The sequence below is a fragment of the Pseudomonas bharatica CSV86 genome, from assembly GCF_000319305.2.
Lineage (GTDB): Bacteria > Pseudomonadota > Gammaproteobacteria > Pseudomonadales > Pseudomonadaceae > Aquipseudomonas > Aquipseudomonas bharatica.
The window spans coordinates 257,032-277,125 of record NZ_AMWJ02000007.1 but is presented as its reverse complement, the minus strand read 5'-3'; the positions used below and the strand labels follow the sequence as shown (position 1 = coordinate 277,125).

The 20,094-nt window shown below is 63.8% G+C and carries 16 protein-coding genes, 4 pseudogenes and 1 riboswitch; of the genes and pseudogenes, 9 read left to right on the top strand and 11 right to left on the bottom strand.

What is annotated here, in order from left to right:
- Nucleotides 1-2: 2 nt before the first annotated feature.
- Complete coding sequence (locus tag CSV86_RS30810; protein WP_009397426.1) at nt 3-890, bottom strand: proline iminopeptidase-family hydrolase; 888 nt, start codon at nt 888-890, stop codon at nt 3-5.
- Nucleotides 891-1,065: 175 nt separating this feature from the next.
- Here CSV86_RS30810 and CSV86_RS30805 point away from each other — a divergent pair, with 175 nt between their 5' ends.
- From CSV86_RS30805 to CSV86_RS30785, 5 genes and pseudogenes are all read left to right on the top strand, one after another.
- Nucleotides 1,066-1,827, top strand: coding sequence for a LuxR family transcriptional regulator (locus CSV86_RS30805; protein ID WP_009397425.1), 762 nt, complete (start codon nt 1,066-1,068; stop codon nt 1,825-1,827).
- Nucleotides 1,828-1,924: 97 nt separating this feature from the next.
- The gene (locus CSV86_RS30800; RefSeq protein ID WP_009397424.1) at nt 1,925-2,824 is read left to right on the top strand and encodes a proline iminopeptidase-family hydrolase; all 900 of its coding nucleotides are present in this window, start codon (nt 1,925-1,927) and stop codon (nt 2,822-2,824) included.
- 348 nt (nt 2,825-3,172) lie between these two features.
- Nucleotides 3,173-3,341, top strand: a riboswitch (yybP-ykoY riboswitch).
- 3 nt (nt 3,342-3,344) lie between these two features.
- Nucleotides 3,345-3,911, top strand: a complete 567-nt coding sequence (mntP, locus tag CSV86_RS30795) for a manganese efflux pump MntP (protein WP_009397423.1) — start codon at nt 3,345-3,347, stop codon at nt 3,909-3,911.
- 3 nt (nt 3,912-3,914) lie between these two features.
- A pseudogene (locus tag CSV86_RS30790) lies at nt 3,915-4,780 on the top strand (SMP-30/gluconolactonase/LRE family protein).
- Nucleotides 4,781-4,860: 80 nt separating this feature from the next.
- Nucleotides 4,861-5,355 carry a DUF6882 domain-containing protein gene (locus tag CSV86_RS30785; RefSeq protein ID WP_009397420.1) on the top strand — a complete coding sequence of 165 codons (495 nt, stop codon included), beginning with the start codon at nt 4,861-4,863 and terminating at the stop codon, nt 5,353-5,355.
- Between the two features lie 224 nt (nt 5,356-5,579).
- On the opposite strand, the pseudogene CSV86_RS30780 reads toward CSV86_RS30785, so the two are convergent.
- The 9 genes and pseudogenes from CSV86_RS30780 to exaC form a co-directional block, all read right to left on the bottom strand.
- Nucleotides 5,580-6,292 (bottom strand): annotated as a pseudogene (locus CSV86_RS30780) (LexA family transcriptional regulator).
- A 209-nt stretch (nt 6,293-6,501) separates the two neighbouring features.
- Complete coding sequence (gene ppa, locus CSV86_RS30775) at nt 6,502-7,029, bottom strand: inorganic diphosphatase (protein ID WP_009397414.1); 528 nt, start codon at nt 7,027-7,029, stop codon at nt 6,502-6,504.
- Nucleotides 7,030-7,120: 91 nt separating this feature from the next.
- Nucleotides 7,121-7,936, bottom strand: a complete 816-nt coding sequence (locus CSV86_RS30770) for a M90 family metallopeptidase (protein WP_009397413.1) — start codon at nt 7,934-7,936, stop codon at nt 7,121-7,123.
- A gap of 9 nt (nt 7,937-7,945) precedes the next feature.
- Entirely contained in the window at nt 7,946-8,596 is a 651-nt protein-coding gene (locus tag CSV86_RS30765) for a DedA family protein (protein ID WP_009397411.1), read from the bottom strand.
- 298 nt (nt 8,597-8,894) lie between these two features.
- Complete coding sequence (locus CSV86_RS30760; RefSeq protein WP_009397409.1) at nt 8,895-9,347, bottom strand: GNAT family N-acetyltransferase; 453 nt, start codon at nt 9,345-9,347, stop codon at nt 8,895-8,897.
- A 105-nt stretch (nt 9,348-9,452) separates the two neighbouring features.
- Complete coding sequence (eutC, locus tag CSV86_RS30755; RefSeq protein ID WP_009397407.1) at nt 9,453-10,274, bottom strand: ethanolamine ammonia-lyase subunit EutC; 822 nt, start codon at nt 10,272-10,274, stop codon at nt 9,453-9,455.
- An 11-nt stretch (nt 10,275-10,285) separates the two neighbouring features.
- Entirely contained in the window at nt 10,286-11,680 is a 1,395-nt protein-coding gene (locus CSV86_RS30750) for an ethanolamine ammonia-lyase subunit EutB (protein WP_009397405.1), read from the bottom strand.
- 48 nt (nt 11,681-11,728) lie between these two features.
- Nucleotides 11,729-13,177: an ethanolamine permease gene (gene eat, locus CSV86_RS30745; RefSeq protein ID WP_009397403.1), complete on the bottom strand. Its 1,449-nt coding sequence runs from the start codon at nt 13,175-13,177 to the stop codon at nt 11,729-11,731.
- A gap of 176 nt (nt 13,178-13,353) precedes the next feature.
- Nucleotides 13,354-14,873: pseudogene (gene exaC / locus CSV86_RS30740) on the bottom strand (acetaldehyde dehydrogenase ExaC).
- Between the two features lie 267 nt (nt 14,874-15,140).
- Here exaC and CSV86_RS30735 point away from each other — a divergent pair.
- The 4 genes and pseudogenes from CSV86_RS30735 (at nt 15,141) to CSV86_RS30720 (ending at nt 19,379) form a co-directional block, all read left to right on the top strand.
- On the top strand, nt 15,141-17,051 hold the full coding sequence (locus CSV86_RS30735; RefSeq protein ID WP_009397395.1) for a sigma-54-dependent Fis family transcriptional regulator: 1,911 nt from the start codon (nt 15,141-15,143) through the stop codon (nt 17,049-17,051).
- Between the two features lie 66 nt (nt 17,052-17,117).
- Nucleotides 17,118-18,470: a UDP-N-acetylmuramate:L-alanyl-gamma-D-glutamyl-meso-diaminopimelate ligase gene (mpl, locus tag CSV86_RS30730; protein WP_170395330.1), complete on the top strand. Its 1,353-nt coding sequence runs from the start codon at nt 17,118-17,120 to the stop codon at nt 18,468-18,470.
- Nucleotides 18,467-19,096, top strand: a complete 630-nt coding sequence (ubiX, locus tag CSV86_RS30725) for a flavin prenyltransferase UbiX (RefSeq protein WP_009397903.1) — start codon at nt 18,467-18,469, stop codon at nt 19,094-19,096. Before mpl ends, ubiX begins: the two co-directional genes overlap by 4 nt.
- Nucleotides 19,093-19,379: pseudogene (locus CSV86_RS30720) on the top strand (YceK/YidQ family lipoprotein). The gene ubiX and the pseudogene CSV86_RS30720 overlap by 4 nt, the downstream one beginning before the upstream one ends.
- Before the next feature lie 73 nt (nt 19,380-19,452).
- On the opposite strand, the gene CSV86_RS30715 reads toward CSV86_RS30720, so the two are convergent.
- Entirely contained in the window at nt 19,453-20,094 is a 642-nt protein-coding gene (locus CSV86_RS30715; protein ID WP_009397906.1) for an oxidoreductase, read from the bottom strand.

Here is a 20,094-nt window from a genome sequence, read left to right as displayed (position 1 = left end):
GATCAACCCCGGTAGCGCTGCAGGAAGTCCAGCAATACCGGGTAGTACGCCTCGGGTTCCTCGTAGAACGGCATATGGCTGCTGTTGGGGAACACATGCAGTTCGGCGTCTTTCAGGGCCAGCTTCATGCGCATGGCGCAGGCCGGGGTGAGTTCGTCGTGCTGCCCGGTGGTGATCAGCACCGGCATGTTGAAGTCGCCCATTTCCTTGAGCCGGTTCCAGTCCTTGAGGTTGCCGATATAGAGGAACTCGTTGGGCCCCTGCATGGCGGTGTACGGGCCCATGTTCCAGTCGCCCAGCGAGCGCTTGATCGGCGCCGGCCATTCATCGAGGCGGCAGACATGCCGATAGTTGAGCAGGGTGATCGCGGCCTGGTACTGCGGATGGTCGAGCTGCCCCAGGGCCTCGAAACGCTGCATCATCGCCACGGTTTCGCTGCCAAGGGCGCCGCGCAGGCGTTCCAGCTCGCTGGACAGGTGCGGGATATCGCCGACGGTGTTTTCCAGGATCAGGCTCTTGAGTGCCTGCGGATGATGGATGGCGTACTCGATCGCCAGCCAGCCGCCCCAGGAATGCCCGAGCATGTGCACACGGCCGAGGTCGAGGGCCTGGCGCACGGTTTCCACTTCGGCAACGTAGCGGGTGATGTTCCACAGGGACGGGTCTTCGGGGCGGGCGGACTTGCCGGTTCCCAGCTGGTCGAAGGTGACCACGCGCAAACCCTTGTCCTTGAGCCACGAATGGGCCTCGCGAAGGTAATCGCAGGGTAGCCCGGGGCCGCCGTTGAGGAGCAGCAGCACCTCGTCGCCTTCACCATAGCTGTACACCACGAGATTGTGGCCATCGACCGTCACGTCGAACTGCTGGTCAGGTTGCATCTCACGCCACATCGCTACTCTCCTGTTGGCATTGGCTTGCAGCTATACCCTGCGCAGGAGACGGCAGTGCCCACAAGCTAGTATTTCCTATAGGTTTGTGGTGGCAGTCCGGCGCCGGGCCGTGGCATTCTACTTGTCGGACTTCAAGATGGAAATCCAACAGGGGTAACACGCAGGAGTGCAAGGAATGCAGGCCAAACTGGCTGATCTCGACCATCGTCTGTTGTCTGGCAGGAGCCTGGACGAGCAGATGGACCGCGTTGCCGACGTGGCAGCGGACCTGGGCTTCGAAGCCCTGGTCTATGACTACAGTCCCGTTCCACTGGACCACGTCGGCGAACTCATCACCCCGGCGATCCTGCGGGTGCGCAACACCCCGCAGGACTGGCAGGACCTCTGGTGCGCCGAAGGCTATTACCAGATCGATCCGGTGCAGCACCTTGCGCTGACGAGCATTTCGCCGTTCGTCTGGTCCTACCAGCCCAAGGGCGACACCATCCTCCAGCGTTTCATCGACAGTCGGCATGCGCCGGTGGTCGGCTATCTGCAGGATGCGCAATTGGCCTGTGGCGTGACCGTGCCGATCCACCTGCCTCGCGGCGGCTTCGCCACCCTCACCGGCCTGCGCCCGCAGACCAGCAGGCGTGACCTCGACGAGGCCCGCGAGCATCTCGCTGACTTCAGTCTGGTCGCCCACGCGCTCCAGGAAGCCGCCTACCCCTTGCTCGACAAGGAATGCTCGCCGCAGGTCATCCGCCTGACCCGCCGCGAACGCGAGTGCCTGCGCTGGGCCGCCGAGGGCCTGACGGCGGCGCAGATCGCCGAGCAATTGAACCGCTCGCTGGCCACCATCTCCCTGCACCTGACCTCGGCCATGCACAAGCTGGGTGCCAGGAATCGTGTCCAGGCGGTAGCCCGTGCCGTGCATTACCGGCTTTTAGAGGACTGATAGCGGAAAAATCGCGAAAACCTAGAGAATTCTCTAGTTATGCCCGAGGCACGTGGCGGCTATGGTATGCCCTACGATCCGCACGGAGCCCGATGAAATGGAACTCATCAAATCGCGTGAAGGCTTTGCCCCTTTCGGTAGTTATCAGACCTGGTATCGCGTCACCGGTGACCTGGAGTGCGGGCGCACCCCGCTGGTCATCCTGCATGGCGGCCCGGGTTGTACCCATGACTACGTCGATGCCTACAAGGATGTCGCGGCCGGTGGCTACCCGGTCATCCACTACGATCAGCTCGGCAACGGGCGCTCGACCCATCTGCCGGACATGCCGCCGTCATTCTGGACCGTGAGCCTGTTCCTCGAAGAACTCGACAACCTGCTCGACCATCTGGGCATTCGCGACCGCTACGCGCTGCTCGGCCAGTCCTGGGGCGGCATGCTCGCCAGCGAGCACGCGGTACGGCGCCCGGCCGGGCTGCGCTGCCTGGTGATCGCCAACTCGCCGGCAGACATGCGCACCTGGGTCAAGGAAGCCAACCGCCTGCGCGAGGAACTGCCGCAGGACGTGCAGGACACCCTGCTGCGCCACGAGGCCGCTGGTGACTTCACCGCCGCCGACTACATCGCCGCGACCCGGGTCTTCTACGACCGTCATGTCTGCCGCCTCAACCCCTGGCCGGACGAAGTGGCGCGGACCTTCGCCCAGGTCGACGCCGACCCCACCGTGTACCACGCCATGACCGGGCCGAACGAATTCCACGTGATCGGCAGCACCAAGGACTGGACCATCGTTGATCGCCTGCCGCGCATCAACGTGCCAAGCCTGCTGATTTCCGGGCGCTATGACGAAGCCACGCCGCTGGTGGTCAAGCCATACCTGGACCTGATCCCGGGGATTCGCTGGGCGCTGTTCGAGAACTCGAGCCATATGCCGCACGTGGAAGAGCGGGTGGCGTGCATGGGGACTGTGGTGACCTTCCTCGACCAGAACCTCTGATGTTTTCTTGAGGGCCTCATCGCCGGCAAGCCAATTCTCATAGAACAAAACATAACTCTTTGATTTGCAGGGACCTTGTGGGAGCGGGTTCACCCGCGATTGCTATTGTGAATTCACTACCGCAATCGCGGGTGAACCCGCTCCCACAGGGTACGCGTCGTGCTTTGGAACTGTTCTCTGCGCGACAGCGCAGCCTGAAAGGCTGGGCGGACTCCCACGGTTTCAGTGGTGTACGCGATCCCTGTGGGAGCTGGCTTGCCAGCGATGAGGCCCGTCCAGACGCCTTGATGTAGGAAAAGTCGTTTTCGGTTGATGTTTTTTTCACATCCGGGCCACTATATTGGCCACCCTTGTTGGGGAGTAGCCTGCTCCTGACCCTTGGTCATGAGCGTTCGCGTCAACATTCTCGGCAGCAGCCGTGGCGTGAACACCTTCTGGTTGGCGAGACCAACGATGCAACCATGCCTGGAGTCGGGCGTGTGGTTGCGTCGTTGACTCATAGCCCGACTGGATAGAAACCGTGAACCCGATTTCCCTTTTCTTCCTCGCCATGGCGATGTCCACCGATGCGTTTGCCGCCGCCATCGGCAAAGGCTCAAGCCTGCATAAACCGCGCTTCAGCGAAGCCCTGCGCACCGGCCTGATCTTCGGTGTGATCGAGGCCATCACCCCCGTCGTCGGCTGGGGCATCGGCCAGGCAGCGGTGCGATACGTGGAAAACTGGGACCACTGGATCGCATTCGGCCTGCTACTGGCACTTGGCCTTCACATGATCTACAACGGTCTCAAGCACGAAGACGAAGCCGAAGAAAAAGCCAGCCAGCATTCCTTCTTAATCCTTGCCGTGACCGCGTTCGCCACCAGCATCGATGCCATGGCGGTGGGCGTGGGCCTGGCCTTCGTCGACGTGAACATACTGGTCGCGGCAGCGGCAATCGGCATGGCTACCTGTGTGATGGTCACTGTCGGCGTGATGCTTGGTCGCGTGCTCGGCGCGGTCGTCGGCAAGCGCGCCGAGATCGCCGGTGGCGTGGTACTGATGCTGGTGGGCGCGGCCATCCTTTATGAACACCTGACGGCGGTCTGATCCATGACTCGAAGCTTCTCTGTATTGCGTCAGCTAGTGCTTGCCGGCGCTGTGCTGGTCCTCGCCGCGCTGGGTTTCTTTGCCTGGCAAAGCTTCTACCCGGTGCAGGCTTCTGGCGACTGGAGCTTCCAGGTCGTCTACCGCGCCGTGCCCAAGGCGGCGTCCCTGGCGCCTTTGCCGGATGGCTCGTTGCTGATCAGCCAGGAATTGCGAGGCAGCAAAGGCAGCATCGTGCGCATCCAGCCCGACGGCCAGCGCGAAACCCTGGTGGGCGGGCTGTCCAAGCCCGACGGCATGACCCCGCGCTCGGTGGCTGGGTGTTCAGCCAGGAAGTAGGCAACGCGCCGGTCAGCCTGTTCAAGGACGGCCAGGTAACGCCGTTGTTCAGTGGCAACAATGTCCAGGGCCTGTGGAACGACGGCGAGGATCTCTACGCCATCGAGGATCGCAAGGGTGACGGTCGCCTGATGCGCTACCGCTGGAGTGACGGCTCGCTGACCGTGCTGAGGGATGGTCTCACTGAAACCGAGTCGATTACCCGTTGCAGCGATGGCCGCCTGCTGTACAGCGAAAAGGAAACCGGCCTGGTCCGCCAGTTGACCGAGGACCGCAGCGACCCGGTGATTCTCAGTGGCCTCAACCAGCCCACCTTCCTGATGTGTGACCAGCGTGGCCTGTGGATAAGCGAGGACTCCACCCACCGCGCCCGCCTGCTGCTGGTGGATCCGCAGGGCGAGCAACGCACGGTGTTGTCCTTCCTCAAGGCGCCGCAATCCATCGTGGCTACCGGGCGTGGCACTTACCTGGTGGCCGAGGGCGGCCGCGATCGCGTACTGGAGCTGCTGCCGCCGCCGTCCCCGCGGGGGTGAGGTGTATTTGCCGCGGTCTGGCGAATCGCGGCTACTCTTGATCGTTCCGGCCACGCCATCCGCAGCGTTCAGGAAATCTCATGATCAACGAACATTTCGACCGCTTCCTGCGGTCTGCCAAGGACGAACTCAAGGAAAAACAGCAACTGCTCGAAACCGAGCACCACCTCGCCGGTCACGCCCGATGGTCGTTCGACCAGGAGGCCGGTCTACTGGAAATGTACGACCTCGACGACAACAAGGTGGTCGAGGCGGATGTCATTCCCATCGGCAGCCATGCCGGCAATGAAAACACCTGGCGCTGGGCCTGGAGCAACGAAACGTTGCTGCCCCGGCACCGTGAACGATCAGCGCCGCTCAAGGCCCTGGGTGATCTCACCGGGCTGGACCTGTTCGTCTCGGAGCAGGCGTTCTCCATCGACGACGAACCCATGGCCTGGGAACTGGCGGCGATCAGCGTGAAGTACCTGAATGCGTTGGGGGTATATCGAGCGCCGTATGGGCAGATGAATTCGTTTCTGGCGCTGACGGGGGTCAGGCGGGTTGGCGAGGGAAGCGGCAACAACGGAAATTAAAAAGCCGGCTTGTGGCCGGCTTCTCGGGGACAGTTCTGGCTGGCTTTTGGCAAGCCGCAACCGCCTTCAAATCGTTGGACGGCACCGCAGGGTGGTGCCGTATGAGCGAGGGCTGTGTGAGACCTCGCCCGGCCCGTGAGATGCAAGCGGCACTCAGGGCTGAGGTGGCGCACAGCATACTGGGAATGACTCGCAATGCCCAGCAAAAAATGCACTCCGGCGCTTCAGTCCGGCCTTTCGCTGCGATATTGCGCCCACCAGAACACCCAGCCCAGCACTTCCAGCTGGTGGCCGCGGGATTGGCCGACTCCGTAGTTCTCGCAGGGAAAACCCTCGCTGTCGTGGCTGTGCAGGCGCAGGGCGCCGTTGCTGCGTTTGCTCAGGCTGTTGATGCGCAATTGGCCGTTGTGCAGTACGGCGTAGAGTTCGCCGTCCACCACCCGGGTCAGGCCGCGGTCGATGGCCAGGGGGGCGCCGTAGGGAATCAGCGGAGTCATGTTGTAGTCGGGCATGCTCAGGGCGATCGCCTGGCCGGGATCGACACCGAGGCGGTCAAGGGCGTGGCGCGGCAGGCGCAGGTAGCGTTGGTCGATGGGCTCGAGCTGGCGTGCGCGCAGTACATGGAACTGCAGGCGGACGTCGTTTTCGCCGTGGCAACTCAGGGCACTGTGCTCTGGTGGTTCACTGCGCAACGGGCCGTTGCGGCTGCGATTGACCCGCGGTAGCGGCGAGCTGTGCTTGGGGCCTTCGCCGGTACGCAGCCATTTGGCCCGTACGCAGAGCAGTTCGGCGATTTCATCGAGGCGGGCCTGGGGCACGCCGCGGTGGAACCAGTTGTTTACATGCTGGGGGTTACCTTGCGTTGCGCGGCAAAGTCCGAAGCGCTCAGGTTGCACTCGCTCAGCAGGGCCTTCAATCGATCACCGGAAGTATTCATGGGCGTCGAGTCTAGAACCCAAGCGCAAGGCTTCCTATAAACATTGAGTTGAGATGTTTCGGGGAGTCGAAGGATGCACGATTACAGCAGTTGCCCATATTTTTGTAGGAATTTTCGCTAATTATGCAAAGGGCCATTTGATCGAATGGTTTCCATGCCAGCGCCCATAAAAAAGCCCCGCGAATGCGGGGCTTTTTACGCAACCGGACTTAGCCTTTGTAGGCAGCGACCGACTTGCTGATCTCGGCGCGGGCGGCGTCAGCATTGCCCCAGCCGTCGATCTTGACCCATTTGCCTTTCTCCAGATCCTTGTAGTTCTCGAAGAAGTGCTTGATCTGCTCCAGCAGCAGCGCTGGCAGATCGGTGTATTCCTTCACGTCTACGTACAGCTGCGACAGTTTGTCGTGCGGTACGGCGATGATCTTGGCGTCGCCGCCACCATCGTCGGTCATGTTCAGAACGCCGACCGGACGGGCACGGATCACCGAGCCTGGAGCGACCGGATACGGGGTAACGACCAGCACGTCCAGGGGATCACCGTCGTCGGCCAGGGTGTTCGGGATGAAACCGTAGTTGGCCGGGTAGAACATAGGGGTGGCCATGAAGCGGTCAACGAACAGGCAGTCGCTGTCCTTGTCGATCTCGTATTTGATCGGCGCGTGGTTGGCCGGGATCTCGATGGCGACGTAGATGTCGTTCGGCAGGTCTTTGCCAGCCGGGATCTTGCTGTAGCTCATTGGGCGTTGCCCCCGTGTTTGACCAAAAATTGGCCGCGATTATAGGCACATTCCAAGGCCCTTGCCACGCCCGCCCCGATGCTTGACCGATTCACTCCGCGGCTTCTTTGTAGCCGGGATGCGTGGCCTGCAGCTGTTGCAGGCGGGCCAGGGGATCCTGGCGATAGAAGCCGCGCAACTGGGCGTAGACCTGGGGGTATGCCTGGGCCAGCAGGTCGGGCGCACTGAAGAAGTATTCGCTGGTGACGGCGAAGAATTCCGCCGGGTTTTCCGCTGCGTAGGGATCGATGGCAGTTTCGGCGTCGGGGTTGCGGTCCAGTTGGGCGTTGAGGTCGTCATAGGCCTGTTGCATGGCCGTGGCCCAGTCGCCGACGCGCATGTCGTTGTGCAGCGGCGGCAAGCCGTTGGCGTCGCCGTTGAGCATGTCCAGCTTGTGTGCCAGCTCGTGGATGACCAGGTTGTAGCCTTCCCAGCCACCGCTGGAGAGCACGCCGGGCCAGGCCATGATCACCGGGCCCTGTTGCCAGGCTTCGCCACTGTGCTCGGCGTCCCACTCGTGTTCGATGCCGCTGCTGTCGCGGTGGCGCTGCGGGCTGAGGAAGTCGTCGGGGTAGAGGATCAGTTCGTGGAAGCCCTGGTACCAGTTCAGCGCGCCCAGGTGCAGCAACGGCAACTGCGCCTGGGCCGCGAGGAACAGGCGCTCGCCATCGTTCAGCTCGACCCCGGGCAGGCAGGTCAGGTGCTTGTCGCTGAGAAACAGCACGCAGGCTTCACGTAGCCAGCGGTCTTCCGCGTTGCTGATGCCGTCGAGGATCGGCAGGCGCTCGCGCACCTGCTGCCACAGCTGTGGATCGACCGGATGACGTTCCAGGGTGCGGCGCCGACGCCAGGCGCTGAAGCTCCACATGATCGCCGGTCAGTGCGCCTTGGCCTGGCTGCGGCCCAGGCGGCCACGGACCACACCGATGATCACCGGGACCAGCGACAGGAAGATGATGGCGACGATCATCAGCGACAGGTTCTGCTTGATGAACGGCACGTTGCCGAAGAAGTAGCCCAGGGTCACCAGGCCGCCGACCCAGAGGATGGTGCCGGCCACGCTGAAGCCGAAGAAACGCGGGTAGGACATTTTCGCGATGCCGGCGACGAACGGCGCGAAGGTGCGCAGGATCGGCAGGAAGCGCGCCAGGGTCACGGTCTTGCCGCCGTGGCGCTCGTAGAAATCGTGGGTCTGCTGCAGGTAGTCGCGGCGGAAGATCTTCGAGTCGGGGTTACGGAACAGCCGTTCCCCGGCGGTTCGTCCGATCACGTAATTGGTGCTGTCGCCCAGGATCGCCGCCAGCATCAGCAGGCCGCCCAGCAGCACCGGGTCCATGCCGCCGCCCGCAGCCACGGCGCCGGCGATGAACAGCAGGGAATCGCCCGGCAGGAAGGGCATCACCACCAGGCCGGTTTCACAGAAGATCACCAGGAACAGGATCGCGTAGATCCAGGGACCGTAGTTGTTGACCAGCAGATCGAGGTAGGTATCGAGATGCAGAATGAGGTCCAGCGGGTTGAAATCCATGTACAGCACCTTGTTCAGGACCCGGCTTTACGGGCATGCGATGGCTGGCAGTGCGGAGTGTGAGGTTTTTGCCCACAGGCCTGGGTAACGATTCACACAGTCTGAAGGGAGGCATTATACGGCTGTGAGGGGATTCTGCTTACGCAGTTTGTAGCTGAATGTGCGGAGACTTTCGGGTTCCACTGATCCCTGTGGGAGCTGGCTTGCCAGCGATGAGGCCCGATCTGACAACCTCATTGCCCTTGCCGGCCCTATCGCTGGCAAGCCAGCTCCCACAGGGTCCGTGTCGTGCTTGTGACTAGTTGATCGGCAGTACGTAGCTCTTGAACTCTGTGTCCTCGCGAAAGCCGATGGACTCGTAGGTGCGCATCGCCACCTCGTTGTTGCTGCTGGTCGAGACCCGCATGCGCACGGCGTTGGTCTCCTTGGCCATGCGCTTGGCCTCGCGCATGAGGTGGTCGGCCACCAGCATGCGCCGGGAATCCTCGGCCACGTAGATATCGTTGAGAATCCATACCCGCTTCAGCGACAGCGAGGAGAAGCTCGGGTAGAGCTGGCAGAAACCCATCAGCTTGCTGTCGTCATCGTCCGGCAAGGCCAGGTAGATGACCGACTCGCCCCGTTCCAGGCGTTTTTGCAGGAAGGCGCGGGAGGTATCCGGATATGGCAGTTCGCCATAGAACTCGCGGTATTTGACGAACAGCGGGGCGAGCAGGTCCAGGTGCTCAAGGGTTGCTTGGATGATTCGCATAAGCAGGCCTCGTGTTTCGTAGGGAATGGCGGCGAATCTCGGGCAGCCGTCGCCCCAGATGCTGCCTAAAGCGGAAAAAAAGCGCAATCGACGAAAAAGTAGCCCTCAGTCAGGATTTCCAAGCAGGAAGTTTCCGTTTTGCTGCGGGTTCGTTTCCGTTTCCAGAGTGTGGACCTGGGCCTCGTCCTTCAGATTCACCCCCGATAGCTGCCGCCGACAGGCTTCACGCATCAGGTAGACCAGGCGGTGCGCGGCCATGCCATAGCTCAGGCCCTCGAGGCGCACGTTGGAGATGCAGTTGCGGTAGGCGTCGGTCAGGCCGACCCTGGGGTTCCAGGTGAAATACAGGCCAAGGCTGTCCGGCGAACTGAGCCCGGGGCGTTCGCCGATCAGGATCACGGTCATGCGGGCGCCCAGCAGCTCGCCGATTTCGTCGGCTACCGCGACCCGGCCCTGCTCCACCAGCATCACCGGCGCGGTAGACCAGCCATCGGTGGCGATCTGCTCTTCCAGGCGATTGAGCAACGGCAGGGTATGGCGATGCACGGCGAGCGCGGACAGGCCATCGGCCACAACGATGGCCAGGTCCACGCCCCCCGGATTGCTTCGCGCATGCTCGCGCAGCAGCTCGGCGGAGTCTTCATGCAGGCGCCGGCCGAGGTCGGGGCGTTGCAGATACTGGTGACGATCCTGCGCGGCACTGCGCAGCAGCAGGCTATCGCGTCCGCGTTCCTGCAGTTGCTCGCGCAGGCCGGCGTGGTCGAACGGCAGGTGTACAGCATCTCGGGCCTGCGCGTGGGCGAACTGGAAGTCCAGCTGGGCCTGGGTCGGCAGGCTGGTACCGGTGCGCCCCAGGGCAATTCGCGCCGGTGTCAGGCGGCGCAGTTCCAGCCAGGGGTTGTCGGTGGGCGTCGGTTGCTTGTCCATGGTTCGCTCGCTTATCCCAATTGCGCCAGGGCCTGGCGGAAGGCCGGCGGCAGGTTGTCGCCGAAGCGCACGCGGCCGTCCGCCTGGGTGAAGATGCCGGTACGGGCCAGCCACGCCTCGAACTCCGGCGCCGGCTTGAGGCCCAGGGTCTGGCGGGCGTAGAGGGCATCGTGGAAGGAGGTGGTCTGGTAGTTGAGCATGATGTCGTCGGAGCCCGGGATGCCCATGATGAAGTTGATGCCTGCCACGCCCAGCAGGGTCAGCAGGGTATCCATGTCGTCCTGGTCGGCCTCGGCGTGGTTGGTGTAGCAGATGTCGCAGCCCATGGGCACGCCGAGCAGCTTGCCGCAGAAGTGGTCTTCAAGGCCGGCACGGATGATCTGCTTGCCGTTGTACAGGTATTCCGGGCCGATGAAACCGACCACGGTGTTCACCAGGAACGGCTTGAAATGCCGGGCCACGGCATAGGCACGGGTTTCGCAGGTTTGCTGATCGACGCCGAAGTTGGCGTTGGCCGACAGCGCGCTGCCCTGGCCGGTTTCGAAATACATCAGGTTCTGGCCCAGGGTGCCGCGGTTCAGGCTCAGGCCCGCTTCATAGCCTTCCTTCAGCACATTCAGATTGATCCCGAAACTGGCGTTGGCCGCCTCGGTCCCGGCGATGGACTGGAACACCAGGTCCAGCGGTACGCCGCGGTTGATCGCCTCGATAGACGTGGTGACATGGGTCAGCACGCAGGCCTGGGTAGGGATGTCGTAGCGCTGGATGATGGCGTCGAGCATTTCCAGCAGGGCGCAGATCGAAGCGATGCTGTCGGTGGCCGGGTTGATGCCGATCATGGCGTCGCCGTTGCCGTAGAGCAGGCCGTCGAGGATGCTCGCGGCGATCCCGGCCGGCTCGTCGGTGGGGTGGTTGGGCTGCAGGCGGGTGGACAGGCGCCCGCGCAGGCCCATGGTGCCGCGAAAACGCGTGACCACGCGGATCTTCTGCGCCACCAGCACCAGGTCCTGCACGCGCATGATCTTCGATACCGCGGCGGCCATTTCCGGGGTCAGGCCCGGGGCCAGCGCGCGCAGGCTGGCTTCATCGGCGTGATCGCTGAGCAGCCAGTCGCGCAGGCCGCCGACGGTGAGGTGGCTGACCGCGGCGAAGGCCTGCTTGTCGTGGGTGTCGATGATCAGCCGGGTGACTTCGTCGTCCTCGTAGGGAATCAGCGCTTCGTTGAGGAAGTGGCTCAAGGGGATGTCGGCCAATGCCATCTGCGCCGCGACCCGCTCACCGTCGTTGCTGGCGGCGACCCCGGCGAGGAAGTCGCCGGAGCGGGCCGGGCTGGCCTTGGCCATTACTTCCTTCAGGCTGTCGAAGCGGTAGGTCTGCTGGCCTGCCGTATGTACGAAACTTGCCATGTGCAATCTCCAGAGCGCCGCCGTTTGACCGGCGACGCAGTATTTCGGTCAGTGCAAGGCCTCTTCGGCCTTCTGGATCGCGGCGAACTCTTCTTCCGGCGTGCCGGCCACCAGGTGGTGACGGCTGTACAGGGCGAAGTACGCAATCAGCACGCCATAAATGATCGCAGCGCCGATCACTACCCGCGGATCCACCAGGAAGCCCGCCACCACGGCGATGCAGGCCAGCACCAGGGCCACGCCCGAGGTCAGGATGCCGCCCGGGGTGCGATAAGGGCGCTCCATTTTGGGGCGTTTGATGCGCAGGGTGATATGCGCGGCCATCATCAGCACATAGGACAGCGTAGCGCCGAACACCGCCACCAGGATCAGCAGATCGCCCTGGCCGGTCAGCGACAGGGCGAAGCCGATGATCCCGGGAATGATCAGGGCCAGCACCGGAGCCTTGCTTTTGTTGGTCTGCGACAGCGCTCGCGGCAGGTAGCCGGCGCGGGACAGGGCGAAGATCTGCCGGGAATAGGCGTAGATGATCGAGAAGAAGCTGGCGATCAGGCCGGCCAACCCGACCAGGTTGACGAAGCCGCCCATCCAGGTCGAGCCGCCGTAGGCCTTGGCCAGCGCCTCGACCAGCGGGTTGCCGGAGCTTTTCAGGGCTTCGGCACCGGCACCGCCCGGGCCGATCACCAGGATCAGCAAGGCAAAGCTGAGCAGCACCAGCATGGCGCCGATCAGGCCGCGAGGCAGGTCGCGCTTGGGGTTCTTGGTTTCTTCGGCGGCCAGCGGCACGCCTTCGACGGCGAGGAAGAACCAGATCGCGTAGGGAATCGCCGCCCACACACCAACATAGCCGAACGGCAGGAAGCTGCTGGCGCCGGCTGCCTGGGTGGGCGCTATGTCAAACAGGTTCTTCGCATCGAAGTGCGGCACCATCGCCAACAGGAACACGGCCAGGGCGATGGCCGCGACGGCGGTGATGATGAACATCAGCTTCAGCGCCTCGCCGACACCGAAGATATGGATGCCGATGAAGACGACGTAGAAGGCCAGGTAGATCATCCAGCCGCCGATGCCGAACAGCGACTCGCAATAGGCGCCGATGAACACGGCGATGGCGGCCGGGGCGATGGCGTACTCGATCAGGATCGCCGTGCCGGTGAGGAAGCCGCCCCAAGGCCCGAAGGCACTGCGGGCAAAGCCGTAGCCGCCGCCGGCGGTGGGGATCATCGAGGACAGTTCGGCCAGGGAGAAGCACATGCACAGGTACATGGTGGCCATCAGCAGGGTGGCGAGGAACATCCCGCCCCAGCCGCCCTGGGCCAGGCCGAAGTTCCAGCCGGCGTAGTCGCCGGAAATCACGTAGGCGACGCCGAGACCCACCAGCAGGACCCAGCCGGCGGCGCCTTTTTTCAATTCACGTTGCTGGAAATAGTCGGAACCGACCTTTTCGAAATCTACGGAAGAACCTGCCGGGGATCCGGCGGAATGATCGCTTGGCATGGGGAGTCACCTGTTGTCTTTTTTTGAGTGGTGAGCGTGCTGCAGGAAGCGGGCCAGAGCGCTTGGCACTGGTTTTTGTCTGTGGGAGCGCGTCGTATTCATCGCTGGCAAGCCAGCTCCCACAGGGTGGCGGTGAACGCGGTCTTTGTGGGAGCTGGCTTGCCAGCGATAAGGGTTTAGAAGAACCCGAGCGGATTGATGTCGTAGCTCACCAGCAGGTTCTTGGTCTGCTGATAGTGATCGAGCATCATCTTGTGGGTTTCACGGCCGACACCGGACTTCTTGTAGCCACCGAACGCGGCATGGGCCGGGTACAGGTGGTAGCAGTTGGTCCACACGCGGCCGGCCTTGATCCCGCGGCCCATGCGATAGGCGCGGTTGATATCCCGGGTCCAGACGCCGGCACCCAGGCCGAACTCGGTGTCGTTGGCGATGGCCAGGGCCTCGGCTTCGTCCTTGAAGGTGGTGACGCTGACCACCGGGCCGAAGATCTCTTCCTGGAACACGCGCATGCGGTTGTTGCCCTTGAGCAGGGTCGGCTGGATGTAGTACCCGGTGGCCAGGCTGCCTTCGAGTTTTTCCACCTGGCCGCCGGTGAGCAGTTCGGCGCCTTCCTTCTCGGCGATCTCCAGGTAGGACAGGATCTTGTCGAACTGCTGCTGAGAGGCCTGGGCGCCGACCATGGTGTCGGTATCCAACGGGTCGCCGCGCTTGATCTTCTTGACCTTCTCCATCACCACTTCCATGAACTGCGGATAGATGGATTCCTGGACCAGGGCCCGGGACGGGCAGGTGCACACTTCGCCCTGGTTGAAGAATGCCAGCACCAGGCCCTCGGCGGCCTTTTCGATGAAGGACGGCTCGGCCTTCATGATGTCTTCGAAGTAGATGTTCGGCGACTTGCCGCCCAGCTCGACGGTGGAGGGGATGATGTTCTCGGCGGCGCATTTCATGATGTGCGAACCCACCGGCGTCGAGCCGGTGAAAGCGATCTTGGCGATGCGCTTGCTGGTGGCCAGGGCTTCGCCGGCTTCGCGACCGTAGCCTTGCACGATGTTGAGCACGCCCGGCGGCAGCAGGTCGCCGATCAGTTCGACCAGCACGGTGATGCCCAGCGGCGTCTGCTCGGCAGGCTTGAGCACCACGCAGTTGCCGGCGGCCAGGGCCGGGGCGAGTTTCCACGCGGCCATGAGGATCGGGAAGTTCCACGGGATGATCTGCCCGACCACGCCCAGCGGTTCGTGGATGTGGTAGGCCACGGTGCCTTCGTTGATCTCGGCGGCGCCGCCTTCCTGGGCACGGATGCAGCCGGCGAAGTAGCGGAAGTGGTCCACCGCCAGCGGGATATCGGCGTTCAGGGTTTCGCGGATGGCCTTGCCGTTGTCCCAGGTCTCGGTGATGGCCAGGACTTCGAGGTTCTGCTCGATGCGGTCGGCGATCTTCAGCAAAACGTTGGAGCGGTCCTGTACGGAGGTGCGGCCCCAGGCGTCGGCTGCGGCATGGGCGGCGTCCAGGGCCTTGTCGATGTCTTCGGCAGTGGAGCGGGGAATTCGGCGATTGGCTGGCCGTTCACCGGCGACGTGTTGGTGAAGTATTCGCCTTTGACCGGAGCCACGAACTCGCCATTGATGTAGTTACCGTAGCGGCTCTTGAACGAAACCTTTGCGCCTTCGGTACCCGGATGTGCGTAACGCATGGTGTCTCTCCTGGCTTATGTGTTTTGTTGGGGAGGATATGGAGCGTAGAGCAAAGGTCGGGCCAGTGCCCGCAGAGGGCGCTGGATGGATGATCTGGCGCAGTTTTCCGGGGATCCGCGCGGCGTTTTGTGAGGGATGCGGCACAGCCTGGGTGACACTTTGTACCGCTGGCGGTACAGCCCGTGACCCGGCGGTCAAGCCGCCATTGCAATGCGCCAGCGCCTGGAGGATGCTGGCTTTCTCTCACCCGCGGAGAACAATAAAAAGTGCAGGGTAATCATCTGAGCCGGCATGCCCGGCAAGTGCTGACGGTGACGCAGGGCAAGGGTGGCTTGCAGGGCCCTGGCAGCGACCCGTCGATCGCCCGCTCCTGGCTGCGCTGCCTGGAGGACTACCACCTCGACCCGGCCCTGGCCGTGGCGCCGACGGTGCTCGAGCATGAGCGTGTGCTGGAAAGCCGCGAACGCCTGCGCCAGGTGCTGCAGATCGCCGACGGCGAAATGAACAGCCTGCACCAGCAACTTTCCGGGGCCGGCCATGCGGTACTGCTGACCGACGCGCGCGGGGTCATCCTCAATTGCGTGACCGCACCCAGCGAACGGCGCATCTTCGAACGCGCCGGCCTGTGGCTGGGCGCCGACTGGAGCGAAGCGCGGGAGGGCACCAATGGCATCGGCACCTGCCTGGTCGAGCGCCAGGCCCTGACCATCCATCAGGATGAACACTTTCGCGGCCGTCACACCGGGCTGACCTGCTCGGCGAGCCCGGTGTTCGATCCTCACGGCGAACTGCTGGCGGTGCTCGATGTGTCTTCGGCGCGGGCCGATGCCTCGCGCCAGAGCCAGTTCCACACCATGGCGCTGGTCAATCTCTCGGCGAAGATGATCGAGAGCTGCTATTTCCTGCGTTGTTTCGACAATCACTGGTTGCTGCGCTTCCATCTGCAGGCCGAGTCGGTCGGGCTGTTCAGTGAGGGGCTGCTGGCTTTCGATGGCGAAGGGCGGATCCGTGCGGTGAACCAGAGTGCCCTGAACCTGCTGGGCAACCTGCGAGGCGGGTTGCTCGGGCAACCGGTGGAGCTGTTCTTCGATTGTCGGCTGGACGATCTGCTGGGGCGCGCCACTGCCCTGGCCAGCACCAGTTGGCCGCTACGGACCCGCGATGGACGTCGCTTGTTCGCCAGCGTGCGCGGGCAGCAGGTGCGGCCGCTGTCTGCTCCGAGCGTCGCTGCAGCGAAGCCGGATGAGATCTGTTTGCTCGATCCGGCGCTGCAAAACGATTTCCGTCGTGCAGTGCGGGTCTTCGAACGGGATGTGCCGCTGCTGCTCAATGGCGAGACCGGTTCGGGCAAGGAGGCCTTCGCCAAGGCCGTGCACCAGGCCAGCCAGCGCGCGGGCAAGCCGTTCATCGCACTCAACTGCGCGTCTATCCCGGAAAGCCTGATCGAAAGCGAACTGTTCGGCTATCGCGGCGGCAGCTTCACCGGCGCGCGCAAGGAAGGCATGCGCGGCAAGTTGCAGCAGGCCGATGGTGGCACCTTGCTGCTGGACGAGATCGGCGACATGCCGCTGGGCCTGCAGACCCGGCTGCTGCGTGTCCTGGAAGAACGTCAGGTGGTGCCGATCGGCGGCGAGCCGCAGGATGTGGATGTGCGCATCATCAGTGCCACCCACCGCAATCTGCTTGACCGGGTCGCCGATGGCAGCTTCCGTGAAGACCTCTACTACCGGCTCAACGGGCTGGAGGTGGCATTGCCGGCATTGCGCGAGCGCTCTGACAAGGCGCAGCTGCTGGACTTCATCCTCGCCCGGGAGGCGGGGCGCCAGCCGGTGCAGCTTGATCCGGCGGCCCGCCGGCTGCTGCTGGACTTCGCCTGGCCGGGCAACGTGCGGCAATTGCGTAACGTCCTGCGCACGCTGGTGGCGCTGTGCGAGGACGGCCGGATCGGTGTGCACGACCTGCCAGCACTGGTGCGCACTGCGCCCTTGGCCGCGGTCGCGCCGGTCGCGCCTGTGGATAACCCGGCGCACCCTCTGCACGATGCCGAGCGCCAGGCCTTGCTGGCGGTGCTCGAGGAAAAACGCTGGCACATGACCCAGGTTGCGGCGCAGCTCGGCATAAGTAGAAACACCCTGTATCGGAAACTGCGCAAGCATGGGCTGTCCAAGGGGGCCTGAAGCAAACACCGGGTGAGTTTTTCCCCCCTCTGGGCTACCCTGCCTGCACGTTTTCCGAGGTTGACCATGCACATTCACATTCTTGGTATCTGTGGCACTTTCATGGGCTCGCTGGCGGTACTGGCCAAGGAGCTCGGCCACCACGTCACCGGCTCCGATGCCAACGTCTACCCGCCCATGAGCACCCAGCTCGAAGCCCAGGGCATCGCCCTGACCCAGGGGTATGATCCGGCGCAACTGGACCCGGCTCCCGACCTGGTAGTGATCGGCAATGCGCTGTCGCGGGGCAACCCGGCAGTCGAATACGTGCTGAACAAGGGCCTGCCCTACGTTTCGGGCCCGCAGTGGCTGGCCGACCATGTGCTGCAGGGCCGCTGGGTCCTGGCGGTGGCGGGCACCCACGGCAAGACCACGACCAGCAGCATGCTGGCCTGGGTCCTGGAGCGCGCCGGGATGAGCCCGGGCTTCCTGATCGGCGGCGTCCCGCAAAATTTCTCGGTGTCGGCGCGGCTGGGCGGTACGCCGTTCTTCGTGGTCGAGGCCGACGAATACGACAGCGCCTTCTTCGACAAGCGCTCGAAATTCGTCCATTACCGCCCACGTACCGCTATCCTCAACAACCTCGAATTCGACCACGCGGATATCTTCCCTGACCTGGCGGCCATCGAGCGTCAGTTCCACCATCTGGTACGGACCATTCCCAGCGAGGGGCTGGTGATCCATCCGACTACCGAACCGGCGATCCAGCGTGTCATCGAAATGGGTTGCTGGACCCCGGTGCAGACCACCGGTGCCGGCGGCCAGTGGCAGGTGCGCCTGCTCAGCGATGACGGCTCGCGTTTCGAAGTCAGCTTCGAGGGCGAGGTGCAGGGTGTGGTGGAGTGGGAACTGACTGGCCAGCACAACGTTGCCAATGCCCTGGCCACCCTGGCGGCGGCACGCCATGTCGGCGTCGTCCCGGCCCTGGGCATCGCGGCCCTGAGCGCGTTCAAAAGCGTCAAGCGGCGGATGGAAAAGGTTGCCGAGGTCAACGGCATCACCATTTATGACGACTTCGCCCACCACCCGACCGCCATCGCCACCACCCTCGACGGCCTGCGCAAGCGGGTTGGCGATGCTCCGGTGATCGCAGTGATCGAACCGCGTTCCAATTCCATGAAGCTCGGCGCCCATCGCGACGGTCTGCCGGAAAGCGTCAAGGACGCCGACCAGGTGATCTGGTACGCGCCACCCAACCTCGGCTGGGACCTGGCCGCCACCGCTGCGCAATGCACGGTGCCGGCGGTGGTGGCGGACAGCCTTGAAGCCATCATCGAGCGGATCAAGGGCCAGGCCCGCGCCGGTACCCAGGTGGTGATCATGAGCAACGGCGGCTTTGGCGGCCTGCATGGCAAGCTGGCCGAGGCGCTGCGCGGATGAGCGGGCCGGAGCGCATCACCCTGGCCATGACCGGCGCGTCCGGGGCCCAGTACGGCTTGCGCCTGCTGGATTGCCTGGTACGCGAGGACCGCGAGGTGCACTTCCTGATTTCCAAGGCGGCGCAACTGGTGATGTCCACCGAGACCGATGTCGTCCTGCCTGCCAAGCCACAGGGCATGCAGGCATTCCTGACCGAATACACCGGCGCCGCGGCCGGGCAGATTCGGGTCTATGGCAAGGAAGACTGGATGTCGCCGGTCGCCTCCGGCTCCGGCGCGCCGGCGGCGATGGTGGTGGTGCCCTGTTCCACCGGCACGCTTTCGGCGATTGCCACCGGCGCCTGCAACAACCTTATCGAGCGGGCGGCGGATGTCACCCTGAAGGAGCGCCGCCAGTTGATCCTGGTGCCGCGCGAGGCGCCGTTCTCCACGATCCACCTGGAAAACATGCTCAAGCTGTCGCAGATGGGCGCGGTCATCCTGCCGGCGGCGCCGGGTTTCTATCACCAGCCGCAGACCATCGATGACCTGGTGGACTTCGTCGTGGCGCGGATTCTCAACCTGCTGGATATTCCGCAAGACATGCTGCCACGCTGGGGCGAGCATCACTTCGGAGGCGAGGAGTGAGGGCGCTGGTCTTCGCGCTGCTGGTGGTGCTCAGCGCGACAGGCTGCGCCACGGTGCGGACTCTGGATGCGGCCAAGCCGGGAGCGCCGCTGGTGTATTCCGGAACGCGGCTGGATCTGTATGCGATGCAGGGCGGGTGTTGTGCGGCGGATCGCTTTGGCGCCGAAGCACCGAAGTACCCGGGGCTGGACCTGCCGGGGAGCATGGTGCTGGATACGGTGTTGTTGCCGTTGTCGGTGTTGACCGTTCTAGGGTGGGGCTCCAGGCTTCCGGCGGACTCTAGGGCCCTATCGCTGGCAAGCCAGCTCCCACAGGGACCTTGTGGGAGCTGGCTTGCCAGCGATGAGGCAATAAGATCATTTCCCCAATTTGCGCAGCTCATCGGACTCCACGATCCGAATCCCATCCTGCTCTTCCAGCGCCAGCCGCCACAGCGCCCTGGCCAGTTGGCACGCCTCGATCCCGTGGTACTTGCCCGGAATCAGCTTCGACAGACTGCCCGCCACCTTTTCCGCAAGGCGTGGCTCGCTGCGTTCCCCGAGTAACAAAGATGGCCGGGCTATGGTCAATTGTGGCCAGTCCTGGGCCTTGAGCGCTTCTTCCATCTCGCCCTTGACCCGGTTGTAGAAGATCGACGATTTCGGGTCGGCGCCGATCGCGCTGACCACCAGCAGATGCCGTGCGCCCATCTCGCGGGCGCGCTTGCTGAAGGCCACGACCATGTCCAGATCCACCGCGCGGAAGGCATTCTCCGAGCCCGCCTGCTTGATCGTGGTACCCAGGCAGCAGAAAGCGATGTCCACCCGACCACTGAGCTGCGGCAGGAATACCGCCGGATCCCCCACCGGGTTTTCCAGGTGCGGGTGTTCGGCCAGTGGGCGGCGGGTTGGCGCGAGCACCCGGCTGATGGTCGGCTCGCTGAGCAGGCGATCGAGCAGGTGTTCACCGGTAAGGCCGGTGGCTCCGGCAAGCAGGATGTGCTGCGGCGTCAGGTACAT

What these genes read in the sequence shown, in the direction of transcription:
- CSV86_RS30810 (WP_009397426.1), bottom strand. Translation starts at nt 890, where the DNA reads ATGTGGCGTGAGATGCAACCTGACCAGCAGTTCGACGTGACGGTCGAT.
- CSV86_RS30805 (WP_009397425.1), top strand. Translation starts at nt 1,066, where the DNA reads ATGCAGGCCAAACTGGCTGATCTCGACCATCGTCTGTTGTCTGGCAGG.
- CSV86_RS30800 (WP_009397424.1), top strand. Translation starts at nt 1,925, where the DNA reads ATGGAACTCATCAAATCGCGTGAAGGCTTTGCCCCTTTCGGTAGTTAT.
- CSV86_RS30785 (WP_009397420.1), top strand. Translation starts at nt 4,861, where the DNA reads ATGATCAACGAACATTTCGACCGCTTCCTGCGGTCTGCCAAGGACGAA.
- ppa (WP_009397414.1), bottom strand. Translation starts at nt 7,029, where the DNA reads ATGAGCTACAGCAAGATCCCGGCTGGCAAAGACCTGCCGAACGACATC.
- CSV86_RS30770 (WP_009397413.1), bottom strand. Translation starts at nt 7,936, where the DNA reads ATGTGGAGCTTCAGCGCCTGGCGTCGGCGCCGCACCCTGGAACGTCAT.
- CSV86_RS30765 (WP_009397411.1), bottom strand. Translation starts at nt 8,596, where the DNA reads ATGGATTTCAACCCGCTGGACCTCATTCTGCATCTCGATACCTACCTC.
- CSV86_RS30760 (WP_009397409.1), bottom strand. Translation starts at nt 9,347, where the DNA reads ATGCGAATCATCCAAGCAACCCTTGAGCACCTGGACCTGCTCGCCCCG.
- eutC (WP_009397407.1), bottom strand. Translation starts at nt 10,274, where the DNA reads ATGGACAAGCAACCGACGCCCACCGACAACCCCTGGCTGGAACTGCGC.
- CSV86_RS30750 (WP_009397405.1), bottom strand. Translation starts at nt 11,680, where the DNA reads ATGGCAAGTTTCGTACATACGGCAGGCCAGCAGACCTACCGCTTCGAC.
- eat (WP_009397403.1), bottom strand. Translation starts at nt 13,177, where the DNA reads ATGCCAAGCGATCATTCCGCCGGATCCCCGGCAGGTTCTTCCGTAGAT.
- mpl (WP_170395330.1), top strand. Translation starts at nt 17,118, where the DNA reads ATGCACATTCACATTCTTGGTATCTGTGGCACTTTCATGGGCTCGCTG.
- ubiX (WP_009397903.1), top strand. Translation starts at nt 18,467, where the DNA reads ATGAGCGGGCCGGAGCGCATCACCCTGGCCATGACCGGCGCGTCCGGG.
- CSV86_RS30715 (WP_009397906.1), bottom strand. Translation starts at nt 20,094, where the DNA reads ATGTACCTGACGCCGCAGCACATCCTGCTTGCCGGAGCCACCGGCCTT.